Genomic DNA, 18,350 nt, shown 5'->3' on the forward strand with positions numbered 1-18,350 from the left:
GGAGCACCCATCTTTATGTCAATTGGCTATGCCTGTTTAAATATCGGGACGCCGGGTACAAACGTCCGCGCCGTCACGATGAAATTCGCCACCCCGGAAAAACTGACCGAGGTAACTGCACACAACCTGGCCTCACTCGAGCGCATGGTTGATTATAACCACGAAAATAATATCAAACTATTCCGGATCAGTTCCGACCTGATTCCATTTGGCTCGAGCCCCGTTAATGAACTCGACTGGCGCGTGATTCATCAAGAGGATTTCCATAGAATCGGTGCCAAAATCAAAAAAAATGGCCTACGCGTTTCCATGCATCCGGGCCAATATACCGTTTTGAACTCCCCAAGTGATGACGTCGTTAACCGTACCATTGCGGATCTGATTTACCACGACCAAGTGCTCACTGCGCTTGGAACCAACCGCACCAGTAAAATTATTCTGCACGTGGGAGGGGTATACGGTGATAAGCCAGTTGCGATGGAGCGATTCGCTCTCAATTTCCAGCGCCTGCCGCAATCCGTCAAGGACCGCCTCATCATCGAAAATGACGAACGTTCCTATAATATTGAAGAAGTGCTGGTTCTGGCTAACCAACTGAAAATACCGGCCGTATTCGATAATCTGCATCACGCGATCAACCAACCGCCAACACCGGCGCCGGACAGCTATTGGATCGCAGAAGTCGCCAAAACCTGGCAGCCCGAAGACGGCAAGCAAAAAATTCATTATTCCCAACAGGATCCGACCAAGCAACCCGGTGCCCATACCCAAACAATCGCGCTTGAAACGTTTCTGGATTTCTACAGCGAATTACCCGATCAAACCATTGATATCATGCTGGAAGTCAAGGATAAAAACCTGTCCGCCGTTAAATGTGTCAACGCCTTGACCGATACACCCCAAATCAAATTTTTGGAAAAAGAGTGGGGTAGATACAAATATGCCATCCTGGAAAAATCGCCAGCTGCTTATCAAGCTATCCGCACGTTATTAAAAGATAAATCAGCTTACCCGGTGCGCGAATTCTATCAGTTAATCGAAACAACGTTAGCTGATTCAAGCGCGAACCCCGGCTACATTGAGAATGCGGCCGAACACGTTTGGGGCTACTTCAAGGACCAAGCGACTCCAGCCGAGCGCAAACAATTTGAACGCAACTTGGCTAAAGGCGCACCCGCACCAATCAAACGCCAGCTGCTCAAGCTGGCAACCAAATACGAAGTCGATTATCTTTTGCAATCATTATACTTATACCTTTAGGAGGCCACACCATGAAATGGGCAATACTGGGAGCAGGCAACATCGCCAATGATTTCGCACGTTCTTTCAAAACTGACAAGGCCGAGCTTTACGCCGTTGCATCCCGTTCCAAAGAAAAAGCAGCCGCATTTGCCGACCAATATAAGATTCCTGTCAGCTACGGCAGCTATGAAGAAATGCTCGCCGACGCTACCATCGACGCCGTCTATATCGCGACACCTCACAGCCACCATTACAAGCAGATCAAGCAATGCCTGAATGCCGGTAAGCACGTCTTTTCCGAAAAAGTCATGGTGACAAGCCGCGCCCAACTCGACGAAGTCATCCAGCTCGCGGCCGACAAGAACCTGTATTTGGCCGAAGCCATGACCATTTTCCATGTCCCGCTTTACCCGAAACTCAAACAGTGGATTGCGGAGCACGACCTTGGCAAACTCAAATACATCCACGCGCCATACGGAGCCTTCAAACCCGAAGACTCCCCGATGTATTTCTACAAACCCGAGCTAGCGGGCGGCGCACTCTTCGACATCGGAACTTACGCGCTCACATTCGCACTCGAGTTCATGACCAGCCAACCTGACGAAATCCTGACTTTCGGCAACCTACACGAAACCGGAGTCGATGAAACCTCCGTCATTCTTTTGAAAAATAAAGAAAAAGAACTGGCAACCATTACCTTATCTTTTGGTACCGACCTCCCACATGTAGGCGTCGTTGCGTTCCAAAAAGGTTACCTGGAAATACCGGGCTACACCCGCGCTAACCAAGCTACTTTTACGGACCTACAAGGAAACAAAACAGTGATTGAGACAACCGATACCGCCCATGCCTTCACTCATGAAATCAATAATTTCACCAATATGGTGCTGGAAAAGGGTGCTAACCCCACTCTCGCCAAAACAAAAAATGTCATGACTATTATGGATACGGTTCGGGCCGAATGGGGACTGGTTTATCCGTTCGATTAAATTATTATGGACCACCTACTCTGAATACTCGTTGGCTGTATAAGGTCAAGTGTGCAGAGAAAGGGGTCCTTCTCTGCGCGCTCCCGATACGAAGCTTTCCGAGCATGCAGACTTTCGCAAATAGTCTGCATACTCGGAATAATATTCATGAATGTATGCAGATTTTACTGTTTTAAGTAATCATGAATCATTCTTTTTGAAAATATTTTGTCGCACCACAAATAAATTTGATGGACGCGTTGTTTTTCTGGTGGAAATAAAGTATCTAATTCTAGAATTGTCCGTTCTAAACTGTTTCGTTTATGTTCAAATATGTTGCATCTTGGGCAAGTTAATCGTAGAAAACTGTACTCAACCATCCGAACCCGACACTCCCCACAAAGTACCCCACCCGCTACATCCTCCACACAGTACTTAGCCAACGGCTGATATGGATTATTCACAACATGGTGATTAGCCAATCGCTGACCCAACCGGACATCACTATCCTGCAAAAATCCGCCCGACCGAATCCGTAATTCGTTTAAATAACCTTGCACCTGATGCGGCAACAACACCGGATCATCCCGCCGCAACCCATACAAACTTACGCCCGTTCCCACAAATACTAATCGTGATTCTACCCGAACCGATACCCGCATCGACCGCAACAATTCTTCCAGCAACATCCGGGATCTCTTTAGCTGCGCCAACGGACAGGCTGATAGACCCACAAAATCCCCATCCATTAAGTCAAACGCCCCCATCCAATTTTTTACTTCAAACAAATAAACCACACCATCACAAATATATAAAGCATCAATCTGGCACAACTTTCCACCAACAACCAACACCAAATCATTCAACCGCACCGCACAATCATCAATCCAGGCACCCAATTCATCAAAGCTGCACTCACCAACCTGGCCCGATTCCGAATTCCGCAGCTGTCGCTCCAGCCTCGGCGAAAACACCATCCGTCCCTGTAGCGCACGCAATACCCGAAGCTCAACCGCCATTTCCCGTTTTTTCATCAACATAGCCATTCCCCCTTTACATATATATAAGCAAAAAACCTCGAAAAGCTTTTTTTAAAATAAAAAAATACCCTCTATAGCCTTAAACTGATCATACTTATATAAGCGCTTGCATTTTGCGGAACTTTCACCTACAATCAGAGGTGATAGAAGTACCATTCAAAGACAACCAAGATACGGAAGTTTGGTTAAATCCCAATACGGTCCCGCCACTGTAATCATATGGAGACATATGGAGTCAGATCTTTATCTTGGATTGCTAATAATGCAACGTTTGCTGTTTCGAGGTAAAACAGTATCGTCCCAGTCTATGTAATGGCGCATAGGCTTTTTTTGTACTCAAAAAACAGCTTCATTTTTAGCAAAATGAAGGACCTCTATCAAAAATTAGTAGATGGGGACTGGACTTCAAAGATGAAGGTGGGTAACCAATGACGGTTATTCAGTTCCTAATTTTTTATAATACAAAAATTAGGAGTGAGGAAAAATGAAAAAATATTTATTTTTATTAGCATCTGGATTTATTTTGGCGGGTTGCCAATCACCACAAACGACCGAAGAATCAATTTCCGAATCAACCATCTCATCAGTTATGGCAGAGACGATTACCGTCACGATGCGCATGTCCATTGATGGTGAAGAAGTTGAGGGTGGCAGCCAAGAAATACAAGTCGAAGAGGGCGCTATTCTCCTGGATGTTATGAAAGAGAATTATGACATCGAAGAAACGGACGGATTCATTACGTCCATTGACGGACAGGAACAAGATACGGAAGCAGGGAAATATTGGTTATTTGATATAAATGGCGAAATGGCACCAGTGGGCGCAAATGAAACGGAACTCCAAGAGGGAGACGTTGTAGAATGGAAACTAGAAGCGATGTAAGAAAAAAGAGCCAAAAATTTTCGGTTAAGCGATTAGCTTTATTGGCTATCCTGACAGCCCTTTGTTATGTTGGCAGGATTGTCTTTCAATTTATCCCGAATGTCCAACCGATGACGACCATCCTCCTGTTGATAACATTGAATCTCACGATTACGGACGGCTTGATTGTTGCAGCTGCGTCCCTTATTCTGTCCAATATGGTTTTGGGAATGGGTCCTTGGCTTTTTCCACAACTCATCACGTATTTCCTTTTGCTGGGTTTCGCCGGCATCTTTCTCAAACCCCTTTATGGGAAGGGGAAGAAAAATACCCGCTTCATTTTTACTGCCTATTCTTTTTTGAACGGCCTGCTGTTCGGATTCATCATCTCCATTTTTTCTTACAATATGTATGGCATGACCAATTTTTGGGTCTACTATTTAATGGGGATTTCGTTCGACCTCATGCATGCGGCGGGAAATGCTGGTTTCTACTTGATCCTGGAACCGATTCTAGCACCGTTGTTACACCACCAAATGCGAAAAATCCATTGAACCGAGGATGCTCCTCGGTTTTTTCTTGTCTTGACTTTTAGAAAAAATAGAAATAATATGAGGGTGTGTGTTGCGCTTTCATATTGAAATGAGGGGCAAGTATGGAAACAAAGGAAAGAAAAATATTTGAATCCGTTCCGGGAAAACAAGTCACCATTGCGCATATCATTGCCAATCCTGATAAACGTATCTTTGACAAATTGGGATTACAAAATGAGTATTACCAGGCAATTGGTATCATGACCATTACGCCAAGCGAAGTGGCCGTAATTGCCGTGGACATGGCTAAAAAACAAGGGCCGATAAAAATTGGTTTTGTTGATCGCTTCAGTGGCTCAGTTTTTATTTTGGGAGACATTGCCGCTGTTGAAGGAGCAATGATAGAAACAACATCATTTCTTGAGAGGATGATGGGATTTAGTGTACCTAAAATTACGAAAACATAAATCGAACGGGGTCTTTATATGAAAAAGATAATGTATATCGGATCGATTGGGAGCGGAAAAACGACGCTTTGCCAAAGTATTTTAGGCGAAGAGCTGAAATATAACAAGACGCAGGCAGTGGAGTTTTACCCCCAAATGATTGATACGCCAGGCGAATTCGTGCAGCATCGGCGTTTTTATAGTGCCTTACAGATGATGGCAGCCGAATCGGAAATTATCGGCTTGATCTCCAGCGCCATTGAACAGGAAATGATTTTTTCACCAAACTTTGCCCAGAACATGATGCGACCATGTATCGGGATTGTTACCAAGATTGATTTATGCGAGGACGAAAAACAAATACAGGATGCAGAGAAACGACTGCAACTAGCCGGAGTGGAAAAGATTTTTCGTGTTTCTGCCGTAACCGGCGAGGGCATGCCAGCATTAATAGATTATTTAAAAGGAGCAGATGTTCATGCAAATATACACTCGGACCGGTGATAAGGGTTACACGCGCATTGTCGGGGGCATCCAATTAGCTAAAGACGAAGCACGGGTCATTGCCTATGGAACCGTGGATGAATTGAACAGTATCGTTGGAATCATTACCAGTCTGGATGAAACGAAGCCACAACTTAGAGCGGAACTGATGCAAATTCAACAGTATCTGTTCGATTGTGGCAATGATTTGGCAACACCACATGGTAAAAATCCATACAGGGTGACCAAAGATTTAACTTTTTGGCTAGAAAGTAGAATTGATGTATACGCGGATATCCCACCCGTAGTGGAGTCATTTATTTTACCAGGGGGGACAACGCTTGCCAGCACGCTTCATTTTGCACGTACCGTGGCACGCCGGGCGGAAAGAGAAATCGTGACCTTCCAATGGACTAACGATATGAATGAGGAAGTCCTCAAATTTATCAACAGGTTATCGGATTATTTCTTTGCAATTGCGCGGGTTGTTAATGCGGATGCACAGATTAAAGACGTGCTATACGAACGCAGCGGTAAAGTCTTCCATACCGAAATAACTAAAAAAGATTTAAAAGATTAGAAATGAAACCGTTTTATAAAAAACTATTGACAATTATTTCTTTGAATAGTACATTTAGAGGGTAGAGCACAAGGGCGTGCGAATTAAAAATACGAGCAACGAGGCCGTAAGTACACGAGTATCAATGATACTCCCGTTACTTGCGGCCTTTTTTTGCGAGAAAGGAGGGTAATGATGGAGAAAGTCAGATTTGGAACAACTTTATACATGGGTGATAATAGCTTGGAGCATTTAGCGGAATTTGAAAATGAACGACTATTAATTGTTACAGATGGATTTATTGCTTCTTCTCAAATTCTGGAAACCGTATTGAATTATTTTTCATCCACGACAACATTCAAGCTAATTTGGGGGAAATGGAAATGCTCCAGAAGGCAGCCGGTAATATTCCCGTCATTGGCAATGGGGGAATCAAAAATGAATGCCTGTTGGAAAAAATGCTCAACACTGTTCCATTAGCCTCCGTTGCAAGGCCACTCATCTTGAATCCGAATTTTCCATTTGATGGAAAAATGGAAAATGTCCCCGCAGGCCTGCAAAAAAGTATTGATAGTTCACCTGAATGGTATTTCAACGAACCACAGTAAGGCCAGTGCGCCTATACTGCGGTTCGTTTTATTTATTTTTCTTACAGTGTCTGCACATCAATCCCGTTTACCACCAAAAATTTTCAAAAAAAATACTGCCTCCGGATCAAATCATCCAAAAGCAGTATTATCTTTATTTAATCGGGCGTTTCGCCACGATTTCAATTTCGACATCTGCACCAAGCGGCAATTCCAGAACAGCGACGCAAGTCCGGGCCGGGTATGGGGCCTCGAATTGCGTTTTATAAACTTCATTCATCGCCTCAAAATGTTTCATTGAAGTCAGATACACATTCACTTTGACCACATCATCAGGTGTTAGATCCGCTTCAGCCATAACTGCCAACAAATTAGTAAAGCACTGCACAGTCTGAGCCGCAATATCATCACCCAATTCACGAGCATCAATCGCATTCTTGGCCGTTTGACCGGAAAAATAAACATACTCGCCAGCGTCGACCGCATGCGAATAAGGACCCGACGCCATTACACTGTCTGCTGTATAAATTTTTCTAACCATATCTGAAACCTCCTATTAAGTCTTTGATACCATTCATTCTAGCGAAGTACCTCCCTATATACAAATAATCATCGCCGAAAAACCAACCTATTGAATTTATGCTTTTACTTTTGGCAACAAAATCTCTATAATATTTCTTAATATACATTTGAAAGGCAGTGTAATCATGGAAAAATCAATCATCGAACAACTCCCGAAAGTGGAACTACATTGCCACCTTGATGGCTCCGTGCCACTACCAACTTTGCGTAAATTCGCAACCGAGGCAGGCTACCAACCCGGCGAAATCGAAAAGGCCATAGCACCGGATAAATGCCTCAACCTGCAAGACTATCTCGACAGCTTTGACGCAATCCTGCCACTTCTCCAGACTGCCCAAAACCTGGAAGAGGCCACTTACGCAACCATTGAAGCCGTCGCCAACGACAATGTGAAATATATCGAACTACGTTTCGCACCGCGACTGCATACACGAGAAGGGCTGACCCTTCATGAAGTACTGGATGCCGTTATCCGCGGACTCGAAGCCGCAACCGACGTATTCCCGGTCAAAGTCAACCTCCTAATCAGCGCCATGCGCCACCATTCCAACGCGGACAACTTGGCACTTGTCGAGCAAATCAAAACCTACCACAATCCTTACGTCGTCGGTTTCGATTTCGCCGGAGATGAAAAAGAGGGCGCCAACCAGCACATAAAACCAGTCGTGGATGCGGCCAAACAAGCCAATCTTCAAATCACGCTCCATTCCGGTGAGTGTAACTGCCCGCATAACGTCGTGGATGCAATCCACCTCGGTGCAACCCGAATCGGCCACGGCGTCGCAGTCAGAAACGACAAAAAAGCCCGCGACCTTTGCCGCGAGCGTAATATTTTATTGGAGGTGGCTCCAACCAGCAACGTCCAGACCAATGCAATCGCGTCCCTGGATGACCATCCCTTGCGCCTGTTCCTGGACGAAAACGTTCCGTGTTGCGTCAATACCGACAACCGAACCGTCTCAAACACAACCCTCAGCCGCGAATACCAACTCATGGCTGAAAATTGCGCCTTGACCTATGGCGAAATGAAGAAATTAAACGTAGCAGCTATCCGCCACTCATTCGCAAGCGCGGAAGTAAAACAAACGATTCAAAAACAACTTGAAAATTCTTACGCTCCCTATCTGGACTAAGAAAAATCTTGTGCTATAATTATCTTTAGCGTTACCAATGACGCTAAAGAATCCCGGGCGATTAGTATAGCGGGAGTACGCTAGCATGGCATGCTAGTAGCACGAGTTCGATTCTCGTATCGTCCATCCATAAAAAAGGGCCTACTTCATAACGAAGTGGGTCCTTTTTCGCAAAGGTCTTCTCAAATTCAACAACCTTTGCACTCTGAACCAACTATTAACGCAAAGGTTCGTTAATAAACGCCTACCTTTGCCGGCAAAATACAAAATCTACGCAAAGGTCTTCAAAACTTACTCGACCTTTGCGTAATGAACGTATGAATCATTCTTTTTGAAACTAACCCCTCACACCAAAGATACAAATCACGCTGTGGGTAAAGAGAATTACCGAATAAAGTATCCAGCTCAGCTTTAGCCCGCACCAGTCCATCCTTTTTAAGCTCATAAAAATTACACCTGGAACAATACAGTTTAACCAAATCGAAACCCATCATTTTCCCACGACAGTCAGGGCACATCATGCCACTCGAAACGCTCGCCCGAGAATAGGGCACTTCTTTCTGATAAGGATTAACCGCCACATGATATTTTAAAAGCCTCTCCGCCAATCGTCTATCCCACTGGGACCAGCCACCACGCCAACAAATATCCCTATAGTATTCCGGAATCTGATGCACAAACAAAATGGGAGCGTCTCTTTGGATGCCATAAACAACAATTTTGGGATTCATAAAAACAAGCCTGGCCTCAACTTCCAACTCAATCCCCATACTTCGTACCACATTTTCCAAAATCAATTTAGAACGCTTGAGTTGAGCCAATGGGCAGGCAGCCAGTCCAATAAAATCCCCATCCTTTATATCGAAAGAACCTTCCCAATTCTTTATCTCCAAAAGATAAACCTTTCCATCAGAAATAAATAAAGAATCAATCTGGCAAGTCCGGCCACCGCTTACCAAAAGCAAATCATGCAACCGCATCACATATTCATCCATGTCATCAGCCATACCATCATTCAAACATTCTCCCCTATAGCCAATCAACAAAGACTTATAAAGGCGCTCCTGTTCAGACGTAAAAGCCATCCGGCCACGCAGAGCTTCTAACTTCTGTAGCTCAATCGGTTTCTCACGAACTTTCATTAACATATACATTCCCCCTACATATATATAAGCGAAAATTCGCAAAAACAATTTTTTTCCTTCAAAATCATTCTGGCTCTGCACAAAATCCACAACTATACTATAATGATTGTAACCGCATTACAAACAAGGAGTGATTATAATCAAACCCAACTACAAACAAACCAAACAGCCACTTCGCGACAATCCAGGCATCCAAACCGAACTAACCGACGCAACCATCCAAGAACGCAAAACGAAAGTCCTGAACCTTATGAAACAAAACCAACTCTCGTCACTCATCATCTACGCCGACAAAGAGCACGGCGCCAACTTCGAGTACCTGGTTGGCTTCATTCCACGCTTTGAAGAGGCCATCCAGATCCTGAACGTCGACGGTTCCAGCATTTTAATCTTGGGAAATGAAAACCATAACAAAGCAAAATATGCACGGATTCCGTCTGAAAGCTTCAAATGTTCGATGTTCTCACTTCCCAACCAACCAATGGCCAGCGGGGACGAACTGAAAAATATCATTAGCGAAGCGGCTATCGACACCAGTCAAAAAGTAGGGCTGGTAGGGTGGAAGCTCATCCCGGGAATCGATATACCGAACTTTATCGTGGAAGCCATCAAAACCCGTACCACAAATCTGGTGGACGCAACAGGCTTGATGATTGACCCGGCTTACGGCGCGCGCACGACCAATAACGCCAACGAAATTGCCCACTACGAATACGGGGCTTCACTGGCTTCAGACGGCGTCCTGAACGCCCTGAACAATTTGGAAGTAGGTAAATCCGAACTCGAAATCGGCGCACATCTGCACCAACACGGCCAATATAATACCGTCGTATCCATAGCCGCATTCGGCGAACGTTTTGTGAATGCCAATATTTACCCGACCCACAAAAAACTGGAGCAGGGTGATAAAGTAGCCCTGACAACTGCCTACAAAGGCGGCCTTTCCAGTCGAGCAGGGTATGCCGTCGAAACCAGAGAAGAACTCGAACAAGTAGACCCAGGTTATCTGGAAAACGTGGTTTATCCTTATTTCACAGCTTATAACTATTGGCTCCAAAATGTGAAACCAGGCGTTCACGCCGGCGAATTCTACGCCAATTTTGAAGCCCAATACCCACAAAGAACTTATGGATGGGAACTTTGTCCCGGGCACCTGGTGGCCGATGAAGAATGGCTATCATCGCCATTTTTCAAAGGTTCAAACGCTACCGTTGCGTCTGGCATGCTGTTCCAGGTCGATTTTATCCCGAGCCAAAAGCAATACAAACAGGGTGTTTCCGCTGAGAGCACGGTCGCAATCGCCGACACGGAACTCCAAAATGAAATCAAAGCATCTTACCCTGAGCTTTGGACCCGAATCCAAAATCGCAGAGCCTATCTAAAACAGGAACTAAATATCGATTTACCAGACGAGATTCTGCCTTTAGCTAGTACACTGGGCTATATCAGACCCTTCATGCTGAACAAAGATATCAGTCTCTATCTCGAAAACTAACAAAAATCGGAAGAACAAACAACAAAGGCAACTTCTCCTGCCGACTTTTAAAAAAACTCGGCAGTAAATTTACCCATTCTAAAATCTCTTTCCGAGTTTGCAAAGAGTCTCTGCAAAGGGACTCTTTTTTTCATGAATTATGCTAAAATTTAAACAAACGCTACTAGGAGGAACAACCCTTTGGAATATCCCTTATTACCAAAACAAATGCCGGCAACAATCAAGTCTGTCTGGCGCAAAACCACAATTCTTCTCGCACTTATTTTCATAATCATCGGATTAGCCGTTACAGCTCTTCTCGCCTATCTGGACGTCTTCACCAACCCATGGATTATCGCGCTCAGTATTTATTTCGGTATCACGATACTCACGACCCTAATCGCGATAGCACTGATTCCATATCGTTATCATTTCTACCGCTTCGAAGTGACACCCGAGGACCTGGCTTTCCAAAAAGGCTACTTTTTCCGCTCAATCACCTACGTGCCGATGAACCGCATCCAGCACGTCGAAACCGAGCAAGGACCGTTCCTGCGCAAAGAAAACCTGATGGAAATCGTCATCCATACCGCAGCGACCAGCCACCGCATTGCCGGCCTCGATATGTCCGAAGCCCTGAATCTGCGCGAACAAATCATTGCACTCGTAAAGGTGGCGAAAGAGGATGTCTAATCGTCAAAAATTCCATCCCATGGCCATCGCCAGTTACTGGATCCAAGCCTTAAGAACCTGGCTTTTCCTGCTCGTTCTGACTTTAATCAACGGCGGCTCCTATTTAGTCATCCTGGGAATCGTCGCCCTGGCACTCGTCCAAGCAATCGCAAAATACCTAACGCGCTCGTACGTCATTTCCCCCGAAAAAATCATCATTTACCACGGCTTTTTTCGGAAAAAAGAAACCGACATCCCTTACGAACGCATCCAGACCATCAAGCAACGCCAGTGGTTCTTTTACAAACCCTTCAATATTATCCAAATCCTGATTGAAACCGCAGGCGGAAAATCCCAAGAGGCGGAGGGCGAGCTACCAGCCGTAGACATAAATACCCTCCAATTACTGGAAAGTTACCGTCACCGCGAGCCTTTGGAAAAAGAACCCCAGACCGCTGCCGAGGCGACTTATCACGTCACCGATGAGCAAATATTTCTTTTCGGTATCACCGACCTCAGCATTCTCGCCTCCTTAACGGCTCTGATCGCTTTCGGGACCGAGTTGATTCCGGATAGTTGGTATACAAACGTTGTGACCACTGCCGAAGATGCGTATCGTCGTGGCTGGATTTTCTTGCTCGGATTAGCGTTGCTTGTATTTGTATCCATTATGCTGATATCTTTGGCCAAGAACTTTTTCCAGTTTTATAACTTCAATGTGTCACGCTCCAACCAGACCTTGACCATTGAAAGTGGGTTGTTGGAAAGAAAAGTCCAAAAAATCCCGGTTGATAAAATCCAGGGTATCCGAATTCGCCAACAAGTGTTACGCAAAGTGTTGAAACTCTCGTCCGTTGAAATAATCCTGGCAGGGGGCCAGGAAAAACAAGGTGAAAATAATACCCCCACTAAACTGTATGTCCTACCCATCATTTCAGACAGCAAGTTGTATCAAACCCTGGACCAGCTATTGCCGGAATGGCACATGCAACAACCTGACCTCATCCGCGCTTCCACCAATAAAATTTGGTACTTCTGGCGTTGGTATTTACTCTTTATACCCGTAATCATTGCCGGGTTTTATTTTCATTTTTATTGGGGACTTGCGGCTATGTTAGTGGCAACGTACTTTCTATTTTGTGCCTGGTTGGACTATCATTATCAAGGCTATGCCATCCAAACAGCAAGTCGCTTGTGCCTGCAAACTTTCGAGTCTTTAACCAAAGTGCAAACCTTTGTCGAAAGGCCCAAAATACAGGCCCTTACCAACCAAACCAGCAAGTGGTTGTATCCGAAACAAATTGGTCACACCAAAATGACCCTTAAAACAGGTCTCGGATCCGAATCCATCAAGTTGAAGTTCATTGGCCAAAAGCACCAACATAAATTGAAACAGTTTTTTAACAAATAAACCTGCCTCATGAGGGTAGGTTTATTTTTTTACGCCAAATCGCTGCCACCATTAGAAAAAACGTTCTTTTTTCCGACACAACTTCCCACACAATCCATAAAAAGGGCAAGCTGAAATATCCATAAATTGCAAAAATATCTGTAATTTGACATTTAATGTGATTGAATGCACAAAGAAATAAGTCGTTTCTGTCAAAAAAATCATTATTTGAGCACATAAAATCATAAAGAAAGCACTTACAATCAATTTAAACCAAAATGAAAGGATTTTTGGTCATAGCAAAAGCATAGCCAATCGCATAAAATGAAAGCGTATTCCGAAAGCGGAGTCATTAATCCTGAAATTCTATCAGTTCTCCCGGGAAAGAACCGATAGAATCCACATGGTAATGCAAGCTTCAAAAATACTAATTGAGACATAATATTTTTTATCTGAGGAGATGAATGGTATGGCAGTGAAAAAAGTTGCTGGTGAAGGTTTAACTTTGAAACACAAGATTGGTTATGCTGCGGGAGACGCTGGCGGGGTAATGACATTAATTCTAGTAAGTAGCTACATGACACGTTACGTAACAAACGTATTGACAATTAACTTTGCGACATTATCGGTATTATTATTAATCTGGAATATTTGGGACATGGTCAACGACCCATTGATGGGAACGTTGATGGACAAAATGTTTGCAAAATCTTCCGGAAACAAAGACAAATTCCGTCCTTGGCTCTTATACTCTATTGCACCAATCGTTTTAGGTATGATCGCATTCTTTAGTGTCCCAAGTTTACTGAGTGGCTTCGGTGCCATTGCTGCCTTGTTCATCTTCAAGATTGTTTACGAGCTTGGTTACACCATGATGAACATCGGGATGGGTTCCTTGCTTGGAACAATGGCAAAAAATGATCCGGAACGTGCCCAACTTTCTTCTGCTCGCGGAATGGGTTCAACAGTTGGTGGTATGATTGCAATGGTTCTTGTACCGCAAATGTTGGGACGTTTCGGTGAAACGACAACAGGTTACTTCTGGTCAGCAGTTGTCTGTGCAGTTTTAGGTGGTTTCACAATCTTCATCCACTACTTGTGGACAGAAGAAAGAAATACGGCATCAAAAGCAGTTAAAGCAGACGATGAATCACAAAAAGTTAAATTCTCCGATATCTTGAATGTATTCAAGAAAAACCGTGCTTTCTTGGCACTAAGTATGCACTCAATCATTATTGTTTTTGGTACAACGATTTACGGTCAGTTCAATGCTTACATGTACGCTGACGTATTGGGCGATATCAGCTTGATGAGTTACACATCGATTATTTCAATGTCATTGACAATGGTTATCCTGTCTATTGCACCCGTTATTGTTAAAAAAATGGGTAGCACGGTACGTGTAATCCGTACATCACTCTTAATCGGTCTTTCCATGATGCTTGGACTATTCGGTCTGATGTTGAGTACGAACGTAGCGCCAACAGTCTTCTTGTTTGTATCAGGAATTGGTTACGCATTGATCAACTTATCTGTTCAAATGCAATGGGGTCTTGTTGGGGAAGCAATCGACTACAACGAATACTTAACAGGTAAACGTACAGAAGGCGCAATCTACGGAACATTCTCATTGACTCGTCGTGTTGGACAAACAATTTCTCAATCATTGGCAGTATTGATGATTGGTTGGATTGGTTACAACCCTGAATTGACAAACGCTGGCGTTTCACAAGCAGGCGGAACAATTCTAGGTATCCAAGTCATGACATTGGTTGTTCCAGCTGTTGCAGCAATCGGCTCATGGCTATGCTTCAAGTTCGTCTGGAACTTGGATGGCAGCACTGGTAAAGAACTATCTGTATGGAGAAACAGCAAAGTTGCTCCGGTTGCAGAAGTTGAAGCTGTAGTAGAAACTGTATAAAGCATTCAATCCCCTAATGAGCATTGCGAATTAGGGGATTTTGTATTTTTAAATAACGAAAGGAACGTGTCCTGTGAAAAATAGTCCAGTAATCAATAAGCAATCCATAAATGATGGCTATATTCCGGCACCCTATGAACTTGAAAAAGGGGAAGCCATTAATGATAGGTATTTAGAACCTGTTTACTTTGAAAATGAAAATGGACCGACCATCGGTGTCACGACCTGTGGGGTGATTGTCCAGGATGGGTTATATTTCAAAGATTTGGACAACTCGGGAAAGATGGCACCTTTTAAAGATTGGCGTTTGGATGATGAAACACGTGCGAAAGATATGGTTCATTACCTTCGCCTGGATCAACAAGCCGGTCTTGTCTTAAATACACTCTGGAACACGCCGGTTGTGCCAACGCGTGCTGAAGCCACCGATGAAGCGGGCAAGCTCGCCTTAAATAAAATTTACAAAAAACACGATCCGTCAGAACCAGAGCCACCGTCCCCCATCCCAGGTATCTCAACCCATGTCGATGATAAAGATATTTTGGAACGGAAAATAACCGGTGGTGTATACCGCGGTGACATGAATGTTGAAGCAGCGATGAGTGCCTTGTATCATAACGCCGGTACGCAAATGCTGGAATACGAAGCGTCCCTTGGTGGCGTGGCCATCCCTTATTCGCTACATACCAACCCCATCAACATCGGCTATCCGGATTCACTGGGTATCGCCGCTGCGGTAATGGGAGAGGGCAATTACGACCTCGTCCATGAAATGGCCCATGTTGATCGCAGTATGATGAAGGCTGCCGGACAAAATGTACTTTATGGACCACAAGTTGATATCGCAACGGATCCCCGTTGGCCCCGTAATAGTGGAACCTATGGAGAAGTACCGGAAGTCACAGCTGGAATTGTCTCTGAACTGGTTAAAGGGTATCAAGATGGGACAGATGGTTTAAATAAAGACTCGGTTGTCTTAACCGTGAAACATTTCCCCGGTGATGGCCCTTCAGAAAATGGATTCGAATCGCACATGGCAATTGGTCAATGGCGCCTTTATCCAACAGCAGGTTCTTTGGAAAAATATCATTTGCCGCCATTCCAGGCAGCGTTTGATTTACAAGCATCAGGCATTATGCCGAACTACTCACGCATTACGACCGATAGCCGGACAAAGCCACAAACATATCGTGGAAAAATGACCTCAAAAGAAGTGGTCGCGACTGCCTATAGCAAAGAACTGTTGGATGGTTTAGCAAGAGAAACGATGGGCTTCAATGGCTATGTCAACTCAGACTCCGGAATCGTGACGTCACAAATTTATGGTGTGGAAGAGTTATCCATTCCAGAACGTTATGCCAAAGCAATCGCAGCCGGAACGGATGTAGTCGGCGGGACGGCTGACCCGGAACATATTGTCGAAGCAGTGGAAAAAGGCTATCTGGCCAAAGAAGACCTGGACCGCGCCAGCTATAATCGTCTCTTGAGTTTATTCAAAACCAAGCGGGTCGATAATCCTTATCTTGATCCCGAACATGCGAACAAGGTACGCGCTGAAAAACTGGATGGGGCGAAAAAAGCTGCCTATCAGGCCAACCAAAAATCCATCGTTCTAGCGAAAAATCATGGCGCGGTATTGCCATTAAAACCAAACAAAAAAGTATACATTGCTTGTTTCAAAGGTGTTGATACCGGGGCAGCTTTCATGGCAGCCGCGATGGGATTAAAAGAAGTGCCGAAAGATGATCCCGAGGCATTCCGTCAAAAATTGGTGGCTTTATTTGAAGAAAAAGGCCATGTCATAGTTGATACACCGGAAGAAGCAGATTATGCATACCTGCATGTATGGCCGATGACAAACGGCATGGTGTTCAACCAGTTTGCCATGCCTGTTATTGACTTGGTGGATAATCAACTCTTCGATGAGCGTGAAGTGAACAAGAGTCAGAAACGTACCGGCAACAAAGTGTCGATCACGACCCTGAAAGATGTCGCCAAAATCAAGGAAATCAGTGAACTGGTCCACAACAACGGAGGCAAGGTGATTGCGAGCTGTGTCGTTACCAGTCCATGGCTTTTGGATAAATTGGAACCCTACGTGGATGGGATGACCTTCCAATACACAACGAGTAAAGTCGCTCTTGATCAGGTGCTTCGTGCGCAAGTTGAAGTAGTGGTGGGCGAATTTTCACCAACTGGGAAAATGCCCTTGACGATGGTATCTTCTCCAGAAGTCATTGCCCTTAACGAAGTTGAAATCGACGGGGAAATCCGTGAAGTATGCGTCTCACCAAATGACGTGCCCGGATACGACAAAGACCAGTACATAAAACCGGAAATTTTAGCCAATGTCAAAGGTGGCAGTTATGCTTACTGCGACGAAGACGGCAATTACTACCGGGCAGGGTTCGGCTTACATTACGAAGTCTAAACATTTTTTAAACGAGGAGGAATCGTATTATGAGAACACGCTTTTTATCAAAATGTACAAATCAAGAGGTCGAAGCATACCTACAAAAAAATGACTTAATCTTTATCCCGGTGGGTGTCACCGAATTACACGGCGGACTGCCGCTGGATTCCGAAACAGTCATCTCTGAAGCAGTAGCTTTGCGCCTGGCCGAAAAAACAGACGGCTTAGTCTTGCATAACTTGCCGTATTTCTATGCAGGTGCTACCTTATCCGGTCGCGGAACCGTTCAAGTTTCGGTTCGTGATGGCATCGATTATCTTCTGGCCATTGCCAAATCTTTATACCGCCAAGGTTTCAAGCGCCAAGTCTTTATCAGCCTGCACGGGCCAGCCTCCATGACGATTAGTCCGGTAATCCGCGACTTCTTCGAAGAGAAAAAAGTGCCGTTGCTTTATATCGACTCGGTCATGACCATGATGCAGCCGGAATTTGCCAAACAATTCTTCGGCGGCGAAGGGGATCCCTTCACCGATTTAATCTTGGCCGGGTATGACTACCTGGGCCGTTTGGATGATGTTCCCATCACCACACCGGAAAATGATTTCTCCGAGAAAAAAGAACAGTCCGTGGCTTTTGCATCTGGGTTGTTCCGTTCCGCCTTTGGCTCCGGCTCAACGGCCTACTACTTCGGCGAACTATCCGACCATATGCCGACGCATAAAATCGAATCTGTCGAACATCGCCAAGAAATCGCCAATAACGGTAAACCCTTGTTCGATGCCTTCGTCGAAAGTCTGGAAATCGAGAAAAAAGTTGAGCTCCTCAAAGAACTCGCTGATTTCCAAGATAATGAAGTCATCCCGAAATACAAAGATTGGTTATACGAATAAACACCAAACC

Annotated in this window: 18 protein-coding genes, 1 tRNA gene and 1 riboswitch; of the genes, 16 read left to right on the forward strand and 3 right to left on the reverse strand. The window is 44.6% G+C overall.

Going from position 1 to position 18,350, the window contains the following annotated elements; translation table 11 throughout:
- Positions 1–15 precede the first annotated feature (15 nt).
- Both uvsE and ACTU7M_RS04640 read left to right on the forward strand, forming a co-directional pair.
- A complete protein-coding gene (gene uvsE, locus ACTU7M_RS04635; RefSeq protein WP_443473211.1) occupies positions 16–1,260 on the forward strand; it encodes a UV DNA damage repair endonuclease UvsE in 1,245 nt (414 codons plus the stop codon).
- Between the two features lie 11 nt (positions 1,261–1,271).
- The gene (locus tag ACTU7M_RS04640) at positions 1,272–2,231 is read left to right on the forward strand and encodes a Gfo/Idh/MocA family protein (RefSeq protein ID WP_443473212.1); all 960 of its coding nucleotides are present in this window, start codon (positions 1,272–1,274) and stop codon (positions 2,229–2,231) included.
- A gap of 164 nt (positions 2,232–2,395) precedes the next feature.
- On the opposite strand, the gene ACTU7M_RS04645 is transcribed toward ACTU7M_RS04640, so the two are convergent.
- Entirely contained in the window at positions 2,396–3,250 is an 855-nt protein-coding gene (locus ACTU7M_RS04645; RefSeq protein WP_443473213.1) for a nuclease-related domain-containing protein, read from the reverse strand.
- A 148-nt stretch (positions 3,251–3,398) separates the two neighbouring features.
- Positions 3,399–3,553, forward strand: a riboswitch (adenosylcobalamin (AdoCbl) riboswitch).
- 181 nt (positions 3,554–3,734) lie between these two features.
- Here ACTU7M_RS04645 and ACTU7M_RS04650 point away from each other — a divergent pair.
- The 6 genes from ACTU7M_RS04650 to ACTU7M_RS04675 all read left to right on the forward strand — a co-directional run bounded on the left by ACTU7M_RS04650 (position 3,735) and on the right by ACTU7M_RS04675 (position 6,613).
- Entirely contained in the window at positions 3,735–4,133 is a 399-nt protein-coding gene (locus ACTU7M_RS04650; protein ID WP_443473214.1) for a DUF4430 domain-containing protein, read from the forward strand.
- Positions 4,112–4,666 carry an ECF transporter S component gene (locus ACTU7M_RS04655; protein WP_443473215.1) on the forward strand — a complete coding sequence of 185 codons (555 nt, stop codon included), beginning with the start codon at positions 4,112–4,114 and terminating at the stop codon, positions 4,664–4,666. Before ACTU7M_RS04650 ends, ACTU7M_RS04655 begins: the two co-directional genes overlap by 22 nt.
- 101 nt (positions 4,667–4,767) lie before the next feature.
- Positions 4,768–5,112, forward strand: coding sequence for a BMC domain-containing protein (locus ACTU7M_RS04660; protein ID WP_443473216.1), 345 nt, complete (start codon positions 4,768–4,770; stop codon positions 5,110–5,112).
- Positions 5,113–5,130: 18 nt separating this feature from the next.
- Entirely contained in the window at positions 5,131–5,595 is a 465-nt protein-coding gene (locus ACTU7M_RS04665; protein ID WP_443473217.1) for a EutP/PduV family microcompartment system protein, read from the forward strand.
- Entirely contained in the window at positions 5,570–6,154 is a 585-nt protein-coding gene (locus ACTU7M_RS04670) for a cob(I)yrinic acid a,c-diamide adenosyltransferase (RefSeq protein WP_443473218.1), read from the forward strand. The genes ACTU7M_RS04665 and ACTU7M_RS04670 overlap by 26 nt, the downstream gene beginning before the upstream one ends.
- Before the next feature lie 174 nt (positions 6,155–6,328).
- On the forward strand, positions 6,329–6,613 hold the full coding sequence (locus ACTU7M_RS04675; protein ID WP_443473219.1) for a hypothetical protein: 285 nt from the start codon (positions 6,329–6,331) through the stop codon (positions 6,611–6,613).
- Between the two features lie 261 nt (positions 6,614–6,874).
- Here the strand turns inward: ACTU7M_RS04675 and ACTU7M_RS04680 are convergent, their stop codons facing one another.
- Entirely contained in the window at positions 6,875–7,261 is a 387-nt protein-coding gene (locus tag ACTU7M_RS04680; protein WP_443473220.1) for a RidA family protein, read from the reverse strand.
- Between the two features lie 166 nt (positions 7,262–7,427).
- Between ACTU7M_RS04680 and add the strand changes: the two genes are divergently transcribed.
- Together add and ACTU7M_RS04690 are read left to right on the forward strand one after the other, a co-directional pair.
- Positions 7,428–8,435 carry an adenosine deaminase gene (add, locus tag ACTU7M_RS04685; RefSeq protein WP_443473221.1) on the forward strand — a complete coding sequence of 336 codons (1,008 nt, stop codon included), beginning with the start codon at positions 7,428–7,430 and terminating at the stop codon, positions 8,433–8,435.
- A gap of 55 nt (positions 8,436–8,490) precedes the next feature.
- Positions 8,491–8,561: transfer RNA gene (locus tag ACTU7M_RS04690), tRNA-Ala, on the forward strand.
- A 158-nt stretch (positions 8,562–8,719) separates the two neighbouring features.
- Here ACTU7M_RS04690 and ACTU7M_RS04695 read toward each other — a convergent pair.
- Positions 8,720–9,583 carry a nuclease-related domain-containing protein gene (locus tag ACTU7M_RS04695; protein ID WP_443473222.1) on the reverse strand — a complete coding sequence of 288 codons (864 nt, stop codon included), beginning with the start codon at positions 9,581–9,583 and terminating at the stop codon, positions 8,720–8,722.
- A 136-nt stretch (positions 9,584–9,719) separates the two neighbouring features.
- Between ACTU7M_RS04695 and ACTU7M_RS04700 the strand changes: the two genes are divergently transcribed.
- The 6 genes from ACTU7M_RS04700 (at position 9,720) to ACTU7M_RS04725 (ending at position 18,340) form a co-directional block, all read left to right on the forward strand.
- A complete protein-coding gene (locus tag ACTU7M_RS04700; protein WP_443473388.1) occupies positions 9,720–11,075 on the forward strand; it encodes a M24 family metallopeptidase in 1,356 nt (451 codons plus the stop codon).
- A gap of 180 nt (positions 11,076–11,255) precedes the next feature.
- Positions 11,256–11,747 carry a PH domain-containing protein gene (locus ACTU7M_RS04705; protein WP_443473223.1) on the forward strand — a complete coding sequence of 164 codons (492 nt, stop codon included), beginning with the start codon at positions 11,256–11,258 and terminating at the stop codon, positions 11,745–11,747.
- The gene (locus tag ACTU7M_RS04710; protein WP_443473224.1) at positions 11,740–13,137 is read left to right on the forward strand and encodes a PH domain-containing protein; all 1,398 of its coding nucleotides are present in this window, start codon (positions 11,740–11,742) and stop codon (positions 13,135–13,137) included. The genes ACTU7M_RS04705 and ACTU7M_RS04710 overlap by 8 nt, the downstream gene beginning before the upstream one ends.
- A gap of 448 nt (positions 13,138–13,585) precedes the next feature.
- Entirely contained in the window at positions 13,586–15,037 is a 1,452-nt protein-coding gene (locus tag ACTU7M_RS04715) for an MFS transporter (protein WP_443473225.1), read from the forward strand.
- Between the two features lie 73 nt (positions 15,038–15,110).
- Positions 15,111–17,468 carry a glycoside hydrolase family 3 protein gene (locus tag ACTU7M_RS04720; protein WP_443473226.1) on the forward strand — a complete coding sequence of 786 codons (2,358 nt, stop codon included), beginning with the start codon at positions 15,111–15,113 and terminating at the stop codon, positions 17,466–17,468.
- A 29-nt stretch (positions 17,469–17,497) separates the two neighbouring features.
- Positions 17,498–18,340: a creatininase family protein gene (locus ACTU7M_RS04725; RefSeq protein ID WP_443473227.1), complete on the forward strand. Its 843-nt coding sequence runs from the start codon at positions 17,498–17,500 to the stop codon at positions 18,338–18,340.
- Positions 18,341–18,350 lie beyond the last annotated feature (10 nt).

The sequence above is a fragment of the Jeotgalibaca sp. A122 genome, assembly GCF_052266715.1.
Taxonomy (GTDB): domain Bacteria; phylum Bacillota; class Bacilli; order Lactobacillales; family Aerococcaceae; genus Jeotgalibaca.